Genomic DNA, 16250 nt, shown 5'->3' with positions numbered 1-16250 from the left:
AGGAAACGCCCTATCGGCGCACGGCCCCCTGCCCGCGCCTGGTCAGCCAGAGCACCCCGGCCGCACCGGTCAGCAGCACCGTGCCGCCGAGCGTGCCGAGCGCCACGGCCGAGTCGAGCGGACCGGTCTTCGGCAGCTGCCCGCCGTTGTCCGGGGTGCTCTGCGCGTTGCCCGCGGCCGTCACATCGAGCTGGAGCGCCGGCCCCGGATTGTTGGAGGGGGTGCAGGTCGTGGTCGTACCCAGCGCCTTGATGGTCAGCACACCGGCGGTGAAGTCGACCTTGCCGCTCTTCTTCGGGGTGTACGTACCCGACAAGTCACTGATCTTGATGGGGGTGTTGGCGGGGATGGCGGCGGAGTTCGGCGCACCGGAGACCTGGACCTGGCCCGAGTCCGCGCCCCCCACCTTGATGACCGCGCTGGGGCTCATCGCACCCTTGCCCAGCTCGACGGGGCTGGACGAGACGCCCTTCTGGAAGGACATCGTGAGCTTGTAGCCGCCGCCGCTCTTGACGCTCTTGATGTCGATGGGAGACACGGCGCTCTTGTCCCCGATCGGGGTCTTGCACTGGTAGTCGACGTCCACGACCGTTGCGTGGGCGGCGGGCGCGGCCATCAGCACCACCGTGCCCGCCAGCGCGGACGCCAGCGCGAGAGCTGTTCGCTTCTGGTAGGACACCTCGAGTTCCCCTCATGCCGGAAGTCGCCGCGCGCCGTCTCTCACCGACGCAAGTTACTGACGACACATCAGATCGGCGCTCAAGGTACGCCCGGGGCCTTGTGGAGGGAAGACAAAGAGCGCGCCGATCCGGCGCGCTCCTCAAAGGTGCAAATGCGGGGCCATGCGCCCCCATGTCCCGAACCAGCAACTACGCGGGGGCGGCCAGCTCCGCCCAGACGGTTTTGCCTGCTCTGCCCGCCACTCGCAGGACACCCCAGTCCAGGCAGAGCCGCTGCACGATGAACATGCCGTGCCCGCCGGGCCGGCCGGCCCGGTGCGGGGTGCGCGGCGCGGGCTGTCCCGCACCCCCGTCGACGACCTCCACCCGCAGCACCTTCGCCGTGCAGGCGATACGCAGTTCCTCGGGACCGTCCGCGTGCAGACAGGCGTTGGTGACCAACTCGGAGACGACCAGCAGGACGTCCTCGGCGGCGGCCCGTCCGTCGGCGCTCGTCGCAGGGAGCCAGCCCCAGTCGTGAAGCGCCTGGCGGGCGAAGTCGCGGGCCGTCGGCACGATGCCGCCGACTCCCCGCAGCGACAACGTGCGCCACTGCCGCTCGACCGTCTCGGGGGAGGCCGCGCCGGCGCCCGCGTCCGCGCGTGCGCCCACGCCGGCGTCCTCCGGCTCGCGGCCGAGGTCGCCCGGCGGATGCTGCCGGGTGGTGCTCATCAGCGCTTCACCTCACCGATTCACCATGTCGCCATTGAACAGTTACAAGTACAGATACAGAGTGCGCGGGCCGCCCACGACTCCACCGGATGTCTCCTGCCCGGCCGAATCGTGACAACACCCGCTTCGTCTACGCGGATCGCGTGACACGGGCAACACATGAGGTACCCGGGGCCGCGAAACGCGCCACGATCATGCGTCCAGGGCCGCTTCCAGGGAGTCGTGGACGGTGAAGACCGCCTCGGCCCCGGTGATCTCGAAGACCCGCGCCACCACCGGCAGCATTCCGGCCAAATGGACCCCTCCCCCGGCCGCCTCCGCCTTGAGGCGGGCACCGAGCAGCACATTGAGCCCGGTGGAATCACAGAATTCGAGCCGCGAGCAGTCGACCACCAGGCGTACTCGCCCTTGCTCGACCGCGCTCTCCAGGGGTTCCCGCAGCAGATCCGCCGTGTGGTGATCCAGCTCACCCACCGGCGTCACGACCTCGCTGCGCCCCTCGGTACGGGCCTCGACCTGAAGCCGACCCCGGTTCGCACTGCCGACCGTCCCGCGGTCCATGCCCGTCCCTCTTCGTCGTCGTCACTGCCTGCGTCTCAGCGTGCGCAGATTCGTTGTAGCCGTCGCTGACGTTCTTGAAACAGTACGCGTTCCGTACGCCACGTGGTACCCGAAGACCCCAACGAACCGGACATATGCGCCTATTTAGAGCTTGTAAGTGCCCGTCCGAACCGGGTAAGGGTAGGGGGACACCCAAAACACGGCCGGCTTTGGAGGCGCCGCTTCACCGCAGGAAACACGTATGGGCATCGGCAGCCATATGCCGAGAACGATGGAGGCGATCATGTCACCCCGGCTCGACGGACCGCGTACCCACGACGCGACGTCAGCATGTCCTCAGGGACCGACCCACTCGGACTCCCCTGCCGCGAACGCCGGAGACGGCACGCACAGCAACACCAGCAGCACCGCCGTCGACAGCGTCGACAACTACGGCGTCACCGACGGTCTCGAAGGACTTCCCGAGATCCCGCCCTACGACGAAGTGGGGCCGCTGGACGCCAGGGCCCTGTCGAAGACGCTCTTTGCGCGGCTCGAATCCCTCGAAGAGGGCACCCACCAGTACTCGTACGTCCGCAATACGCTCGTCGAACTGAACCTGGCCCTGGTCAAGTTCGCCGCCTCCCGGTTCCGCTCCCGCAGCGAACCGATGGAGGACATCATCCAGGTCGGCACCATCGGCCTGATCAAGGCGATCGACCGCTTCGAGCTCAGCCGGGGCGTGGAGTTCCCGACGTTCGCGATGCCGACCATCGTCGGCGAGATCAAGCGCTTCTTCCGCGACACCAGTTGGTCCGTGCGCGTACCGCGCCGACTGCAGGAGCTGCGGCTCGACCTGGCCAAGGCGGGCGACGAGCTCGCCCAGAAGCTGGATCGTTCACCCACTGTGGGCGAGCTCGCCGACCGCCTCGGCATCACCAACGACGAGGTCGTCGAGGGCATGGCCGCGAGCAACGCGTACACCGCGAGTTCGCTGGACGCCAAGCCCGAGGAGGACGAGCACGAAAGCGCGCTGGCGGACCGTATCGGTTACGAGGACCACGGACTCGAAGGCATCGAGTACGTCGAGTCCCTGAAGCCTCTGATCGCCTCGCTGCCGGGCCGCGACCGCACCATCCTCTCGCTCCGGTTCGTCGCCAATATGACGCAGTCGGAGATCGGTGAGGAACTGGGCATCTCCCAGATGCATGTGTCGCGACTGCTCTCCCGCACGCTGGTCAAGCTCCGCAAGGGCCTGACGCTGGAGGAGTGAGCGGGCATATCGCGCGCCCGCGGAACACCCGCACGGCGCACCGCGAGCCCCTTGCGGAAGGACCTGCCCGGCAAAGGGCGGGTCCTTCCGCATATTTGACGCCATGTCATGGACGTCTTGCCGCAGACGCCGTGCTGTGTCGGCCGGCGCTCAGACGACGCGCTCGCCGTGCTGCCAGACCGCGTGGACCAGCGGGACGCCCGGCCGGTAGGCGAGGTGGACATGGCTGGGTGCGTCGAGGAGGACCAGGTCGGCGCGGGCGCCGGGGGTGATGCGGCCGATGTCCGTACGGCGCAGGGCCGCCGCGCCGCCCGCGGTGGCGGACCAGAGGGCTTCGTCCGGGGTCATGCCCATGTCGCGTACGGCGAGGGCGATGCAGAAGGGCATGGAGGACGTGAACGACGAGCCCGGGTTGCAGTCGGTGGAGAGCGCGACAGTGGCGCCCGCGTCGAGGATGCGGCGGGCGTCCGGCCACTTGGCGCGGGTGGAGAACTCGGCACCGGGAAGCAGGGTGGCGACGGTGTTGCCCTGCGCCAGGGCGTCGACGTCCGCATCGGTGAGGTGGGTGCAGTGGTCGGCGGACGCGGCGTCGAGTTCGACGGCGAGCTGGACCCCGGGGCCGTGGCCCAGCTGGTTGGCGTGGACACGGGGGTGCAGGCCCTTGGCGCGGCCGGCGGTGAGGATGGCGCGGGCCTGGTCGCCGTCGAAGGCGCCCTTCTCGCAGAAGACGTCGACCCAACGCGCGTACGGGGCACAGGCGTCGAGCATCGCTCCGGTGACCAGGTCGACGTAGCCGGCCGGGTCGTCGGCGTAGTCCGGGGAGACGATGTGGGCACCGAGGTAGGTGACCTCTTCGGTGTGCTGAGCCGCGATGCGCAGGGCGCGGGCCTCGTCCTCGACGGTGAGGCCGTAGCCGGACTTGGTCTCGAAGGTGGTGGTGCCCTGGCGCAGCGCCTCGGCGAGGTAGCGGGCGACGTTGGCGGAGAGTTCGTCGTCGGTGGCGGCGCGGGTGGCGGCGACCGTGGTCCTGATACCGCCCGCGCTGTAGGGGCGGCCGGACATCCGGGCGTTGAACTCCTCGGTGCGGTCGCCCGCGAACAGGAGGTGGGAGTGGGAGTCGACGAAGCCGGGGATCGCCGCCCGGCCGCCCGCGTCGACGGCGTTGTCAGTGGCGGGTGCTTTGCTTGACTCACCGGTCCAGACGACCCGGTCGCCCTCGATGACGACGGCCGCGTCCCGGATCAGACCCAGGGGGGAATCCACGCGGAGGGAGGGGTCGTTGGTGACCAGACTGGCGATGTTGGTGATGGCGGTCGTCGTCATCGGGAGACTGCTCTCCTTGTGTATCGGTTTGCGGGGCGGCCCGTCGGTGGGCCTGCGGGGCGCCGGTCAGCGCGCCCCGCACGGCGGTCTCCGGATCGACGGTATCCGGGGCGGTGCGCTCAGCGGTGCAGTGCGCCGATGGCCGAGGCGAGCGCCGCGGGGACGTCCTCGACCAGCGTGTGCTGCCCGTCACGGACGATGTGCCGGCCTGCCACAACCGTGTGCCGCACATCAGCTGCGGAGGCGGCGAATACGGCTGCTTCGGCAGCAAGCCGGGGCACCGGCCCCGCAGTTCTGACGGAGTCCAGGGCAACGGTCGCCAGATCGGCGGGGGCACCGGGTTCGATGATGCCCGCCCGGGGCCGGCCGAGCGCGGCATGTCCGTCGACGGTCGCGGCGCGCAGCAGGGCGGCCGCCGTCCAGTGGCCGCGCGCCCGGGTGCGCAGCCGCTCGTTGAGCTCCATCGCCCGGGCCTCTTCGAACAGGTCGATCACGGCATGGCTGTCGCTGCCGAGGGAGAGCGGAGAGCCGGCGCGCTGGAGGGCGGCGGCCGGACCGATTCCGTCGGCGAGGTCGCGTTCCGTGGTGGGGCACATGCAGGTGCCGGTCGCCGAGGAGCCGAGGAGCGTGATGTCCTCGCCGGTGAGGTGGGTGTTGTGGATGCCGGTGGTGCGCGGGCCGAGGACCCCGTGGTCGGCGAGGAGCCGGGTGGGCGTGCAGCCGTGGGCGGCGAGGCAGGCGTCGTTCTCCGCGGTCTGTTCGGAGAGGTGGACATGGAGCGGTGCCTGCCGCGCCTCGGCCCAGGCGGCCACGGTGGCGAGCTGCGCGGCGGGGACGGCGCGTACGGAGTGGATGGCCGCGCCGATCAGTGCGTGGTCACTGCCCTTGAGGAGGGAGGCGCGTTCGGCCCAGGCGTCCGCGGTGGTGTCGGAGAAGCGCAGCTGGTGCTGGTCGGGCTCCTGGTACTGGGTGGGGCGCCGGCCGAATCCGGCGGAGAGATAGGCGGTGTCCAGCAGCGTGATCCGGATACCGGCCTCGCCCGCCGCCGCGATCAGTGCCTCGCCCATCGCGTTCGGGTTGTTGTACGGGGTGCCGCCCGGAGCGTGGTGCAGATAGTGGAATTCGCCGACCGCGGTGATACCGGCCAGAGCCATTTCGGCATACACGGCACGGGCGAGGTCGTAGTACGAATCGGGGGTGAGCCGGGAGGCGATCTGGTACATGGTCTCGCGCCACGTCCAGAAGGTGCCGGAGCCGACCTGGACGGTGGAGCGCAGGGCGCGGTGAAAGGCGTGCGAGTGGGTGTTGGCGAGCCCGGGAAGGGTGAGCCCGCGCAGCACGATGGCGCCCGGCGGCGGGGTGGCGACGCCGGTGCGGACGCCCGCGACGATCCCGCCGGACACGTCCAGGGCGACGCCCGGCTCGACATGGGTGCCGAGCCAGGCGTGGGACAACCAGTACGTCACGGTGACGGGCCTGCCCGTCGGTTCCGTTGTCAGCTGCACGCGAGACCTTCCAGTACATCGGCGAGAGCGATCACCCCGGCCACGCAGTCGTCCTCGGCGGCGTGCTCGGCCGGCGAGTGCGAGATCCCGGTGGGGTTCCGTACGAACAGCATGGCGGTAGGGACTGAAGCGGACAAAATACCCGCGTCGTGTCCGGCGCCGGTGCCGAGGACGGGTACGGCGCGATCGGCGTCGGCCCGGCCCGTCAGGATCTTTCCGAGCTCGTCACGCAGGGCGTGCTCGAACTCCACTACGGGCGTGAAGGACTCCCGCACGACATCGAGGTCGATCCCGGCCCGCTCGGCGTGTTCCCGGGCGGCCCGCTCGATGCCGCCGACCACGGCGTCGAGGCGGTCCTGGTCGGCGGCGCGGGAGTCGAGCCAGCCGCGGACGAGGGAGGGGATGGCGTTGACACCGTTCGGCTCGACGCTGATCTTGCCGAAGGTGGCGACGGCTCCGGCGAGCTCCGCCTCGCGGCGGGCGGCCAGCACCGTCTCGGCGTACGTGAGCATCGGGTCGCGCCGGTCGACCAGCCGGGTGGTGCCCGCGTGGTTGGCCTCGCCCCGGAAGTCGAACCTCCAGCGCCCGTGCGGCCAGATCGCGGAAGCGATGCCGACCGGGTCACCGGTGAGGTCGAGGGCGCGCCCCTGCTCGACATGGAGCTCGACGAACGCACCGATTCGGGCGAGCCGTTCGGGGTCGGGGCCGATGGCGTCGGGGTCGTATCCGGCCGCCTCCATGGCCTGCGGCAGGGTGATGCCGTCACCGTCGCGGAGCCGGTGTGCCGCCTCGACGGTCAGCTGTCCGGCGGCGAGCCGGGAGCCCACACAGGCGAGCCCGAAGCGGGCCCCCTCCTCGTCACCGAAGTTGCTGATGGCCAGCGGCCGGGTGAACTCCGCTCCCCTGCGGCGAAGTTCATCGAGTGCGGCGAAGGAGGAGACCACACCGAGCGGCCCGTCGAAGGCGCCGCCGTCCGGTACGGAGTCGAGATGCGATCCGGTGACTACGGCATCCCCCGCGAGGGGGTCACCGAGCCAGGCCCACTGATTGCCGTTCCGGTCGACCTCGTAGGTGAGCCCGCGCGCCTCGGCCTGCGCCCGGAACCAGGCACGGCAGTCGGCATCGGCCCCGGTCCAGGCGTAGCGGCGGTAGCCCCCGCTGTCCTGATGCCGGCCGACCGGCAGGAGCTCCCGCCACATGGCCTGGAACGACGGTGCGTCGCCCCCGCCCCCGTCCCTCTCCCGGGTCACTGCCCCACCGCCGTTCTCCCGGGTCACTGCCCCTCCGTCATCGGTACGCGCACGCCCTTGTCCGCGGCGACGGACTCCGCGATGTCGTACCCGGCGTCGACGTGCCGGATGACGCCCATGCCCGGGTCGTTGGTGAGCACCCGGCGGATCTTCTCGCCCGCCAGCTTCGTACCGTCGGCGACGGTCACCTGCCCGGCGTGGATGGAGCGCCCCATCCCGACGCCGCCGCCGTGGTGGATGGAGACCCAGGAGGCCCCCGACGCCACATTGACCATGGCGTTCAGCAGCGGCCAGTCGGCGATCGCGTCGGACCCGTCGAGCATGGCCTCGGTCTCCCGGTACGGGGAGGCCACGGAGCCGCAGTCCAGGTGGTCGCGCCCGATGGCCAGCGGAGCGGCCAGCTCGCCGGAGGCCACCATGTCGTTGAACCGCTCGCCGGCCCGGTCGCGCTCGCCGTAACCGAGCCAGCAGATCCGGGCGGGCAGTCCCTGGAAGTGGACGCGTTCACCGGCCATCTTGATCCAGCGGTGCAGGGACTCGTTCTCCGGGAAGAGTTCGAGCATCGCCTTGTCGGTCTTGTGGATGTCGGACGCCTCACCGGAGAGCGCCGCCCAGCGGAACGGGCCCTTGCCCTCGCAGAAGAGCGGCCTGATGTAGGCGGGAACGAAGCCCGGGAAGTCGAAGGCCCTTGCATACCCGGCGAGTTGAGCCTCGCCACGGATCGAGTTTCCGTAGTCGAAGACCTCGGCCCCGGCGTCCATGAAGCCGACCATCGCCTCGACGTGCTTGGCCATCGACTCCCGCGCGCGCTGGGTGAAGTCGGCGGGCTTCTCGGCGGCGTACGAGGCCATGTCATCGAAGTCGACACCGAGCGGAAGGTACGAGAGCGGGTCGTGCGCGCTGGTCTGGTCGGTGACGATGTCGATCGGTGCACCCTCGGCGAGCATCCGCGGCAGCAGCTCCGCCGCGTTGCCCAGCAGACCGATGGAGAGCGGCTTGCGGGCGTCCCGGGCCTCGGTGGCCAGCTGGAGCGCGTGCTCCAGGGAGTCGGCGCGCACGTCCAGGTAGCGGTGCTCGATCCGGCGCTCGATGGCGCGCGGGTCGCAGTCGATACAGATCGCGACACCGTCGTTCATGGTCACGGCGAGCGGCTGGGCGCCGCCCATGCCGCCGAGTCCGGCGGTCAGGGTGATCGTGCCGGCCAGCGTCCCGTTGAACTTCTTCGCCGCGACGGCGGCGAACGTCTCGTACGTGCCCTGCAGGATGCCCTGCGTGCCGATGTAGATCCACGATCCGGCGGTCATCTGGCCGTACATGGTGAGCCCGAGCGCCTCCAGGCGACGGAACTCCTCCCAGTTCGCCCAGTCACCCACCAGGTTGGAGTTGGCGATCAGTACGCGCGGCGCCCACTCGTGCGTCTGCATGACGCCGACCGGACGCCCGGACTGGACGAGCATCGTCTCGTCCTGCTTGAGCGTCCGCAGCGTGCGCACCATCGCGTCGAACGAGCGCCAGTCGCGGGCCGCCTTGCCGGTGCCGCCGTAGACGACGAGCTTGTCGGGGTGCTCGGCGACCTCGGGGTCGAGGTTGTTCTGCAGCATGCGCAGGGCGGCCTCCTGCTGCCATCCCAGGGCGCTCAGTTCCGTACCGCGCGGTGCCCGTACGGGGCGGGGTCCTGACATGGCGATGCCTCCTCGCAACTTGTAAATCTTCTATTCACATCCTGATGGCCTGAATACTCGCAGTCAACAGCTCCGCGCCGACGGCTGGACGAACAGCCCCCGGGGCGCCCCGCGCGCGGGGCGCCCCGGCACACCTCCAGCACACGCTTTGAAGATCCCTTACGCATGTACCCATGGAAAATGCCAGAACCCCCACCTGGGTCGAGCACGTTGCGTAGCCTCTGGGTCACAGCCGTACGCCACGTCGGGAGGGGAGTGCGCGTGCCCGGAATCGACGAGTGCCTGCTCGAAGTCATGAGGCTGCCCGGCGCCCGCGGCGCCGCGGTGGTCGACTGGACGAGCGGCCTCGCCCTCGGCACCATCGGCGAATCGCCCAACGGCGATCACGAGGCCACCGCTGCGGAGACGGCCGAGGTCGCGAGGATGGCGGCCGAGCAGCCGGCCTTCGCACTGGAGGCCACGGGACCGTCAACCGCGTTACCGGAAAAGGCCGTTGCGGGAGCGCCGCCGCCGGTGGAGGACGTCATCGTCACCACCCGCGCCGGGTACCACATCCTCCGTTTCGTCGAGACGGCCTTCGACAGCAGCGTCTTCGTCCATCTGTGGCTCGACCGCGCGGAGGGCAATCTGGCCCTCGCCCGGATACGGCTGGGCGAGACGGCCGAGCGGCTGGTCCTTGCATGAGAACCGCCCCCGCCCCGGTCACGGCCCTCTCCCCCATGCTGCAGCGCCTCGCCGACGAACGCGCCACCGGCGCCCTGATGCGCGACCGCGGCACCCTCTATCTCGCCGAGGGCCAGGTGGTGCACGCCGAGAGCCCGGCGACGCCCGGTATAGACGTCCTGCTCACCGCCGGCGGCGCCCTGCACCGCGACGGCTGGTGGGAGGCGGTCGCCAGGGCGGGCGCCGGGCAGCGGGTCGGCCGCTACCTGGTGGACAGCGGGCGGGTGCCGGGCGGGGCGCTGGAGCTGTGCCACCTCGGCGCGCTGTACGACGCGGCGTTCTTCGCGCTCGCCCCCACCCGGACCCCGGCCCGCTTCCGCTACGGGGTCTCCCATTGGATCGGCCCCGTCCGCCCCGTCCCCGTCGATGCCGTGCAGCGCGAGACGCTCCGGCGCCGGGAGTTGCTGGAGCGGATCTGGCCCGACGCGGCGGGCGACAGCGCGCCGCTCGTACGGACGGCCCGTCCCGTCGACGCACCCGTTCCGCCGGGCCGGCGCCGCGTGCTCGATCTCGTGGACGGGGTGCGTACCGCATCGGACATCGCCCAGGAGCTGGGCAGGCCGGCGTTCCACGTACTGGTCGATCTGCGGCGCCTGGCCGCGGCCGGACTGGTCGAAGCGGTACGGGAGCTGCAGGCCGCGACCGCCCCCGGCCGGGTCGCGCTTCCCGGGGTCACGGCCGACCCCGACGTCGCCCTGCTGCGCCGGCTCCGAGACGCATTGGAGGCCCTGTGATACGCGCGCTCAGACAGCGTGCCGGGAGGAGACAGCTGATGGTGCCGGAGGCCGAAGTACAGGACGTCCTGGCCGAGCTCCAGCGGTTACGGGCCCGGGTCCCGCTCCTCTCCGGCGCCCTGGCGGCCAGCACCGACGGTCTCGTCCTGGCCCATGACACCCCGGGCGTGGAGGCGGAGGGCGTCGCCGCACTGACCGCGGCCGCGCTCGGCGTCGCGATCCGGATGGCGGACGCGACCGGCCGGGGCGGCTTCCGTGAACTTCTCGTACGGGGCGAGACCGGCTACATCGCGACGTACGCCGCAGGCTCCTCGGCCGTCCTCACACTGCTGGCCGAGGACCGGATCAACGTCGGCAGGCTCCATCTGGAGGGCCGCCGGGCAGGCACCCGCATCGGCGAACTGGTCGACACCGCGCTGGAACGCGCCGCACAGCCGACGCACCCGGCCCACGCCCCCGAGCAGCGCCCCGTACAGCCCGGACCGCTGCCTCACCGCACGTAACACCACATACCCCGGAAACAACCCACGGATCCGGTCGTCCCGGCCGGCCAGGAAAGGAAACGAGCACTCATGGCGAACACCGAAGCGTCACTGAAGGAAGCGATGACGTCCATCGAGGGCACCCTCGGTGTCGCCCTCGTCGACTACACCAGCGGAATGGCGCTGGGCACCCTCGGCGGCGGCAAGGACTTCAACCTGGAGGTCGCGGCCGCGGGCAACACCGATGTCGTACGCGCCAAGCTCCGCACGATGGAGCACCTGGGCCTCCAGGACGAGATCGAGGACATCCTGATCACACTCGGCGGGCAGTACCACCTGATCCGGCTGCTCCAGGCCCGCGGCAGCAACGGCCTTTTCCTGTACCTGGTGCTGGACAAGGGCCGCGCCAACCTGGCGATGGCCCGCCACCAGCTGAAGCGGATCGAGGCCGAGCTGGAGGTCTGACCCGGCGGCCTCAGCGCCGACGCCGCGCCCCGCCGGGCGCGGCGTCACCCGCCATCGGCCCGGTCGTCCGATACCCCTTCACCCGCTTGCCCGCGGGCCGTCCGCGCTCCACCCAGTCGGTCCGCACCCAATACAGGGTGTCGTCCCGGCGCTCACGCTGCCCGATCCTGACGGCCTTGATCCAGAGCCCGGCCCCCGCGCCCGCGAGCACCATCCCGCCGGCCGCGGGCATCAGGAACGCGCTCGCCACCGCCGTGCAGAACGCCCCGAGCAGCCACCACCGGTGCCCGCGTCGCCAGTTGCGTACGGTCACGGCCCGGTCCTGGAGAAAGTCGGACCGCCCGGCGCGGGTGGCGCCCCTGGCCAGTTCCGCGTACCGCCGACCGCGTACGAGCGCCACCGAGGCCGCGGTGACCAGGAACAGCGCCGCTCCGGCCAGCAGCCCGATCCGGCGTCCGGTGAGCCCGGGCACCAGTGCGCCGATCGCTGCGGCAAGCAGCCCCGGCCACCACAGCAGTGCGGCTCCGGCCCGTACGATCACGGCCACCCTCGCCAACGACTGCGCTCCGCGCCCCACGTCCGTACCCCTCTCCGCAGCTCTTTCTGATCCTTCTTGGCCCGGAGATTAATAGCCGTAAATGAGCGATACCTGAGAATCGTCGAGGTCGGTGGGGCCGCGCTCAGTACGTGATCCCCATCAGGCAGTCGCCGCGACCCGTCACTCGACGAACAGCCCCCGCGCCACCGCCCGCGCGTCGAACTCCTCCAACCGCGCCTGCGCATCGGGCAGGTCGTCGCACATCGCCTCCAGCAGCACCCGGCCCAGCAGCATGGGTGCACACGCCGTGTCGAAGGCGAGCCCGGTGCCGACGGCGGCCGGGATCAGCAGGTCACTGTGCTTGGCCACCGGAGCGAACGCCGAATCGGCGACCGACACCACGGTCAGCCCCTGTTCCTGCGCATACGCGAGGGCGTCCACGACCTCCTTCGGATGCCGGGGCAGCGCGAAACAGATCAGCGCTGTGGCACCCGCCCGCCGCGCGGCGTCGATCCGGTCGTGCAGCATGCTGCCGCCCTCGTCGAGCACCCGGACATCGGGATGGACCTTGGCTGCGAAGTACCCGAACCCGCGAGCCTGAGAGGAAGCGGCCCGCAGTCCGAGCACGGGGAGCGGCCGGGAGGCGGCGAGCAGCCGCCCCGCCCGCTCGACGGGGCCGGGGTCGGCGAGCAGCTCGGCGAGGTGCTGCAGATTCTCGATCTCGCCGAGGACAGCCTGCTGGTATTCGTTGTACGCACGTTCACCCGCCCCCCCACCCGGCTCGGCGGGCCCCGGCGCGACATCCCGCAGATACCTCCGCAGCGCCGGATAGCCGTCGAATCCGAGAGCGACGGCGAACCGGGTGACGGACGGCTGACTGACCCCGGCCAGCTCGGCCAGCTCGACGCTCGACAGGAACGGCACCTCGGCGGCCCTGCGCACCATGGAGTGCGCGATGCGCCGTTGCGTCGGTGTCAGCCGGTGCCCCTCGAAGAGCTGCTGCAGTCGTGCGGCAGGGCTGCTCTCGCTCATACCGTCCCCCTCCAAAGTTCTGTGTACTGGTCGAGCAGCTCCCCGGCCGCGACCTCTACATCATCGGTGAGCGGCCGGTCCGCGAGGTCGTCGTTGAGCAGAGAATCGGCGAGCACGAAGGCACGGCCCACCGGAAAATCCGGATCGGGGCGCAGATCCCGCCGGCGCAACGCCCTTACGGCGGCGCTCCAGGAGCGGTCGACGCGCTTCATCGCTTCGTCGGCGGGGACGGGGCGTGCGGTGCCGTGGGCGAGCCGGACGGCATCGGAGACCGGCAGGGTCTGGCCGTCGAGCACGACGACGCCGACGGAGCCGGGAGCTCCGGAAGAGCCGACGGTCCCGGACACGGAGTCCTCGGAGTGCACCAAGTGGGACGACATCATGCGCAAACTCCTCCTGTCCGGACACCTCGTCTCGCCCTTCGGGCCTCTGTAACCAGTGTTTTACCCCGAGACATTGACAACCTATTCAGTAACAGAGAACCCTGCATGACTATATGCAGCCGGGGCAAGGGACGACTGTTGATCAAATTCGACGCAGCGAACAAGCGCCTCCCGAACGGCACGACGGCAGTTCACGACCTCAGCCTCGGCTCGGCTCTCGCCTCCCGGTGGTCCATGGTCTTCGGCGTGCTGGTCGCGGCCGCCGCCGGGGACACCTTCCTGGCGGGCCGGGTCGGCTATGTCGTCGCCCTGGGCGGGACCGGCCTGATCGCCTCGTTCCTGTACTTCGCGATCCTCCCCGCCCAGGTACCAGCAGGCGAGTACGGCGGGGCCGGCACCACACGGCGGAGCCCGCACGCCGCAGCGGCTGCGAGGAAGCCCGCGACGGGCCGTCGTGGCCCACCACCATCGGATCCACCGCGTCCGGCGGAAGAGGGGGGTTAGCCCCACTGCCCGGGGCGCTCCCGATTCGTACCGTAAAGGACATGGAAACCCGTGACCCTGAGCTCAAGAGCGAGCTCGATGCCACCCTGCATGCCCGTAGTGAGCTGGGTTCGGATTACGAGTCCGCGCTCGTCGAATCGTTCCTGGAGAAGGTCGAGCAGCGTCTCGACACCACGCTCGACCGCCGTGTCCGGCGCCATCTCGCCGAGCAGCAGGTGAGCGTCGCCAGGGGTGCGCGCCCGCCGCAGCCCATGGGGAACTTCGGCGAGCGCTACGGCTTCGGGATCATCTCGCTGATCCTGGCCATCCCGCTGTCGGCGATCGGCGCCGCGGCCGCCCATACCGGGGGGCTGGTCGTCGCCTGGCTCGGCATCGTCGCCGTCAATGCCGTGCACGCCGCCCGCAGCCGGCCCTGGATCCGGCACCGTTCCGGGCGCACGGGGTCCGACTGGGAGGACTGAGGGCCGCGGGCCGGACCCGCGGACACGGGGCGCTACGCCTGGCGTAGCTGCGGTCGTCGGCTACTCGCGGATGCCCCCGGCAGAGCTGAACATCCCGCGCCAGGTCTTCCTCGCCCCGGCGACGCGCGAGCTCCATCCGGAGTGGGCCGCGGTGGCGGCGGAGACGGTCGCACATCTGCGACTGGACACGGGACCGCACCCCGATGACAAGCAACTGGCGGGGACCGCCGCACCCCCGGTTTCCCAAGGGGCGGGACGACGGCGGTCCCCGCGAGGGACACGGTCCGGGTCAGGGCCGGTCACCGCGTCCTGGCGACGGTGGAGATCCGGGAGCCGCTCCGTAGTCCGTGTCGCCGTATCGGGTGTCGGCGGGTTTCCCTGCCGACACCCATCAATGTGCCGGACTCGTGTTAAGCCGGTGCTGCGCGTACGTGTCGCGCTCGTACCGTTTTCGCGAAGCCCGGCCTCCCGGCCGGCTACGGCTTGCCGGTCGCCGCGTCCTTGGCGAGGAACGCCAGCAGGTCCTGCCTGCTGACGACGCCCTTCGGCTTGCCCTCCACCAGCACGATCGCCGCGTCCGCCGCGTTCGTGCCGCCGAGCACCGCCATCAGGTCCTCGACCGGTTCGCCGGAGCCGACCTGCGGCAGCGGCGGCGACATGTGCTTCTCCAGCGGGTCGGAGAGCGAGGCGCGCTGAGCGAACAGGGCGTTCAGCAGCTCCCGCTCCACCACCGAACCGATGACCTCGGCGGCCATCACGTCCGGGTGGCCCGCGCCCGGCTTCACGATCGGCATCTGCGAGACGCCGTACTCGCGCAGGACGTCGATCGCCTCGCCGACGGTCTCCTCGGGGTGCATGTGGACGAGCGTCGGGATCGGGCCGTCCTTGTGGTCGAGCACGTCCCCGACGCGTGCGGACGGGCCGGTGCCCTCCAGGAAGCCGTAGTCGGCCATCCACTCGTCGTTGAAGATCTTGCTCAGGTAGCCGCGGCCGCTGTCGGGCAGCAGGACGACGACCACGTCGTCCGGGCCCAGTCGCTTCGCGACCTCCAGGGCGGCGACGACCGCCATGCCGCAGGAGCCGCCCACCAGCAGGCCCTCCTCCTTGGCGAGGCGGCGGGTCATCTGGAAGGAGTCCTTGTCGGACACGGCGACGATCTCGTCCGTGACGGTCCGGTCGTACGCGGTCGGCCAGAAGTCCTCGCCGACGCCCTCGACGAGGTACGGGCGTCCGGAGCCGCCGGAGTAGACCGAGCCCTCCGGGTCCGCGCCGACGATCTCGACCGAGCCGCCGCTGATCTCCTTCAGATAGCGGCCGGTGCCGCTGATCGTGCCGCCGGTGCCGACACCCGCGACGAAATGGGTGATCTTCCCGTCCGTCTGCTCCCACAGCTCCGGACCGGTGGTCTCGTAGTGCGAGCGCGGGTTGTTCGGGTTGGAGTACTGGTCGGGCTTCCAGGCACCCGGCGTTTCCCTGACCAGCCGGTCCGAGACGTTGTAGTAGGAGTCCGGGTGCTCGGGGTCAACGGCCGTCGGGCAGACGACGACCTCCGCACCGTAGGCCCGCAGCACATTGATCTTGTCCGTGGACACCTTGTCCGGGCAGACGAAGATGCACTTGTAGCCCTTCTGCTGCGCGACGATCGCCAGGCCGACGCCGGTGTTGCCGCTCGTCGGCTCGACGATCGTGCCGCCGGGCTGCAGCTCGCCGCTCTGTTCGGCGGCCTCGATCATGCGCAGGGCGATGCGGTCCTTGACCGAACCGCCGGGATTGAAGTACTCGACCTTGGCCAGCACCGTCGCCTGGATGCCGGCCGTGACACTGCGCAGCCTCACCAGCGGGGTATTGCCAACGAGACTGATCATCGAATCGTGAAATTGCACCGTGTACTCCGGGGTCTCCGAGATGGTGCGGCAAGCGTATGCGTACGGGCACGGGATTGGGCGAAGCGATTGAGCGACGGT

At 70.6% G+C, this 16250-nt stretch carries 19 protein-coding genes; 8 read left to right on the top strand and 11 right to left on the bottom strand.

Going from position 1 to position 16250, the window contains the following annotated elements:
- Positions 1–10: 10 nt before the first annotated feature.
- The 3 genes from OG953_RS26290 to OG953_RS26280 all read right to left on the bottom strand — a co-directional run bounded on the left by OG953_RS26290 (position 11) and on the right by OG953_RS26280 (position 1952).
- Positions 11–679: a peptidase gene (locus tag OG953_RS26290; protein WP_405687311.1), complete on the bottom strand. Its 669-nt coding sequence runs from the start codon at positions 677–679 to the stop codon at positions 11–13.
- 190 nt (positions 680–869) lie between these two features.
- Entirely contained in the window at positions 870–1391 is a 522-nt protein-coding gene (locus tag OG953_RS26285; protein WP_405687309.1) for an ATP-binding protein, read from the bottom strand.
- Positions 1392–1583: 192 nt separating this feature from the next.
- Complete coding sequence (locus tag OG953_RS26280; RefSeq protein WP_383969532.1) at positions 1584–1952, bottom strand: STAS domain-containing protein; 369 nt, start codon at positions 1950–1952, stop codon at positions 1584–1586.
- Positions 1953–2235: 283 nt separating this feature from the next.
- Here OG953_RS26280 and OG953_RS26275 point away from each other — a divergent pair, with 283 nt between their 5' ends.
- Complete coding sequence (locus tag OG953_RS26275) at positions 2236–3204, top strand: RNA polymerase sigma factor SigF (RefSeq protein WP_405692075.1); 969 nt, start codon at positions 2236–2238, stop codon at positions 3202–3204.
- Positions 3205–3354: 150 nt separating this feature from the next.
- On the opposite strand, the gene hutI is transcribed toward OG953_RS26275, so the two are convergent.
- The 4 genes from hutI to hutU all read right to left on the bottom strand — a co-directional run bounded on the left by hutI (position 3355) and on the right by hutU (position 8964).
- Positions 3355–4527 (bottom strand): imidazolonepropionase, encoded by a 1173-nt coding sequence (gene hutI / locus OG953_RS26270; protein ID WP_405687308.1) that lies wholly within the window; start codon positions 4525–4527, stop codon positions 3355–3357.
- 119 nt (positions 4528–4646) lie between these two features.
- Positions 4647–6032 carry a formimidoylglutamate deiminase gene (locus OG953_RS26265; RefSeq protein WP_405687307.1) on the bottom strand — a complete coding sequence of 462 codons (1386 nt, stop codon included), beginning with the start codon at positions 6030–6032 and terminating at the stop codon, positions 4647–4649.
- Positions 6023–7231 carry an allantoate amidohydrolase gene (locus OG953_RS26260; protein ID WP_405692073.1) on the bottom strand — a complete coding sequence of 403 codons (1209 nt, stop codon included), beginning with the start codon at positions 7229–7231 and terminating at the stop codon, positions 6023–6025. Before OG953_RS26260 ends, OG953_RS26265 begins: the two co-directional genes overlap by 10 nt.
- 74 nt (positions 7232–7305) lie before the next feature.
- On the bottom strand, positions 7306–8964 hold the full coding sequence (gene hutU, locus OG953_RS26255; RefSeq protein WP_093898742.1) for a urocanate hydratase: 1659 nt from the start codon (positions 8962–8964) through the stop codon (positions 7306–7308).
- A 261-nt stretch (positions 8965–9225) separates the two neighbouring features.
- On the opposite strand from hutU, the gene OG953_RS26250 reads away from it, so the two are divergent.
- The 4 genes from OG953_RS26250 (at position 9226) to OG953_RS26235 (ending at position 11368) form a co-directional block, all read left to right on the top strand.
- Positions 9226–9648: a hypothetical protein gene (locus OG953_RS26250; RefSeq protein WP_405687306.1), complete on the top strand. Its 423-nt coding sequence runs from the start codon at positions 9226–9228 to the stop codon at positions 9646–9648.
- A complete protein-coding gene (locus OG953_RS26245; RefSeq protein ID WP_405687305.1) occupies positions 9645–10421 on the top strand; it encodes a transcriptional regulator in 777 nt (258 codons plus the stop codon). The genes OG953_RS26250 and OG953_RS26245 overlap by 4 nt, the downstream gene beginning before the upstream one ends.
- Positions 10422–10459: 38 nt before the next feature.
- On the top strand, positions 10460–10924 hold the full coding sequence (locus OG953_RS26240; RefSeq protein ID WP_405687304.1) for a roadblock/LC7 domain-containing protein: 465 nt from the start codon (positions 10460–10462) through the stop codon (positions 10922–10924).
- Positions 10925–10993: 69 nt separating this feature from the next.
- Entirely contained in the window at positions 10994–11368 is a 375-nt protein-coding gene (locus tag OG953_RS26235) for a hypothetical protein (protein WP_405687303.1), read from the top strand.
- Positions 11369–11378: 10 nt separating this feature from the next.
- On the opposite strand, the gene OG953_RS26230 is transcribed toward OG953_RS26235, so the two are convergent.
- The 3 genes from OG953_RS26230 to OG953_RS26220 form a co-directional block, all read right to left on the bottom strand.
- The gene (locus OG953_RS26230) at positions 11379–11915 is read right to left on the bottom strand and encodes a hypothetical protein (protein WP_405692072.1); all 537 of its coding nucleotides are present in this window, start codon (positions 11913–11915) and stop codon (positions 11379–11381) included.
- A 171-nt stretch (positions 11916–12086) separates the two neighbouring features.
- Positions 12087–12938 carry a MurR/RpiR family transcriptional regulator gene (locus tag OG953_RS26225; RefSeq protein ID WP_405687302.1) on the bottom strand — a complete coding sequence of 284 codons (852 nt, stop codon included), beginning with the start codon at positions 12936–12938 and terminating at the stop codon, positions 12087–12089.
- A complete protein-coding gene (locus OG953_RS26220; RefSeq protein WP_405687301.1) occupies positions 12935–13321 on the bottom strand; it encodes a hypothetical protein in 387 nt (128 codons plus the stop codon). Before OG953_RS26220 ends, OG953_RS26225 begins: the two co-directional genes overlap by 4 nt.
- A 105-nt stretch (positions 13322–13426) precedes the next feature.
- Between OG953_RS26220 and OG953_RS26215 the strand changes: the two genes are divergently transcribed.
- The 3 genes from OG953_RS26215 to OG953_RS26205 are packed head-to-tail and all read left to right on the top strand — an operon-like array spanning position 13427 to position 14821.
- The gene (locus OG953_RS26215) at positions 13427–13825 is read left to right on the top strand and encodes a hypothetical protein (protein ID WP_405687299.1); all 399 of its coding nucleotides are present in this window, start codon (positions 13427–13429) and stop codon (positions 13823–13825) included.
- Positions 13826–13866: 41 nt separating this feature from the next.
- Positions 13867–14286 (top strand): hypothetical protein, encoded by a 420-nt coding sequence (locus OG953_RS26210; RefSeq protein ID WP_405687298.1) that lies wholly within the window; start codon positions 13867–13869, stop codon positions 14284–14286.
- Positions 14210–14821 carry a hypothetical protein gene (locus tag OG953_RS26205; protein ID WP_405687296.1) on the top strand — a complete coding sequence of 204 codons (612 nt, stop codon included), beginning with the start codon at positions 14210–14212 and terminating at the stop codon, positions 14819–14821. Before OG953_RS26210 ends, OG953_RS26205 begins: the two co-directional genes overlap by 77 nt.
- Here OG953_RS26205 and OG953_RS26200 read toward each other — a convergent pair.
- The gene (locus OG953_RS26200) at positions 14763–16169 is read right to left on the bottom strand and encodes a cystathionine beta-synthase (protein WP_405687294.1); all 1407 of its coding nucleotides are present in this window, start codon (positions 16167–16169) and stop codon (positions 14763–14765) included. The two genes, OG953_RS26205 and OG953_RS26200, sit on opposite strands and share 59 nt — an antisense overlap.
- Positions 16170–16250 lie beyond the last annotated feature (81 nt).

This window comes from Streptomyces sp. NBC_00057 (assembly GCF_045041165.1).
Classification (GTDB): Bacteria; Actinomycetota; Actinomycetes; order Streptomycetales; family Streptomycetaceae; genus Streptomyces.
The sequence above is the reverse complement of the archived record's forward strand: the minus strand, read 5'-3'. Positions and strand labels throughout refer to the sequence as shown.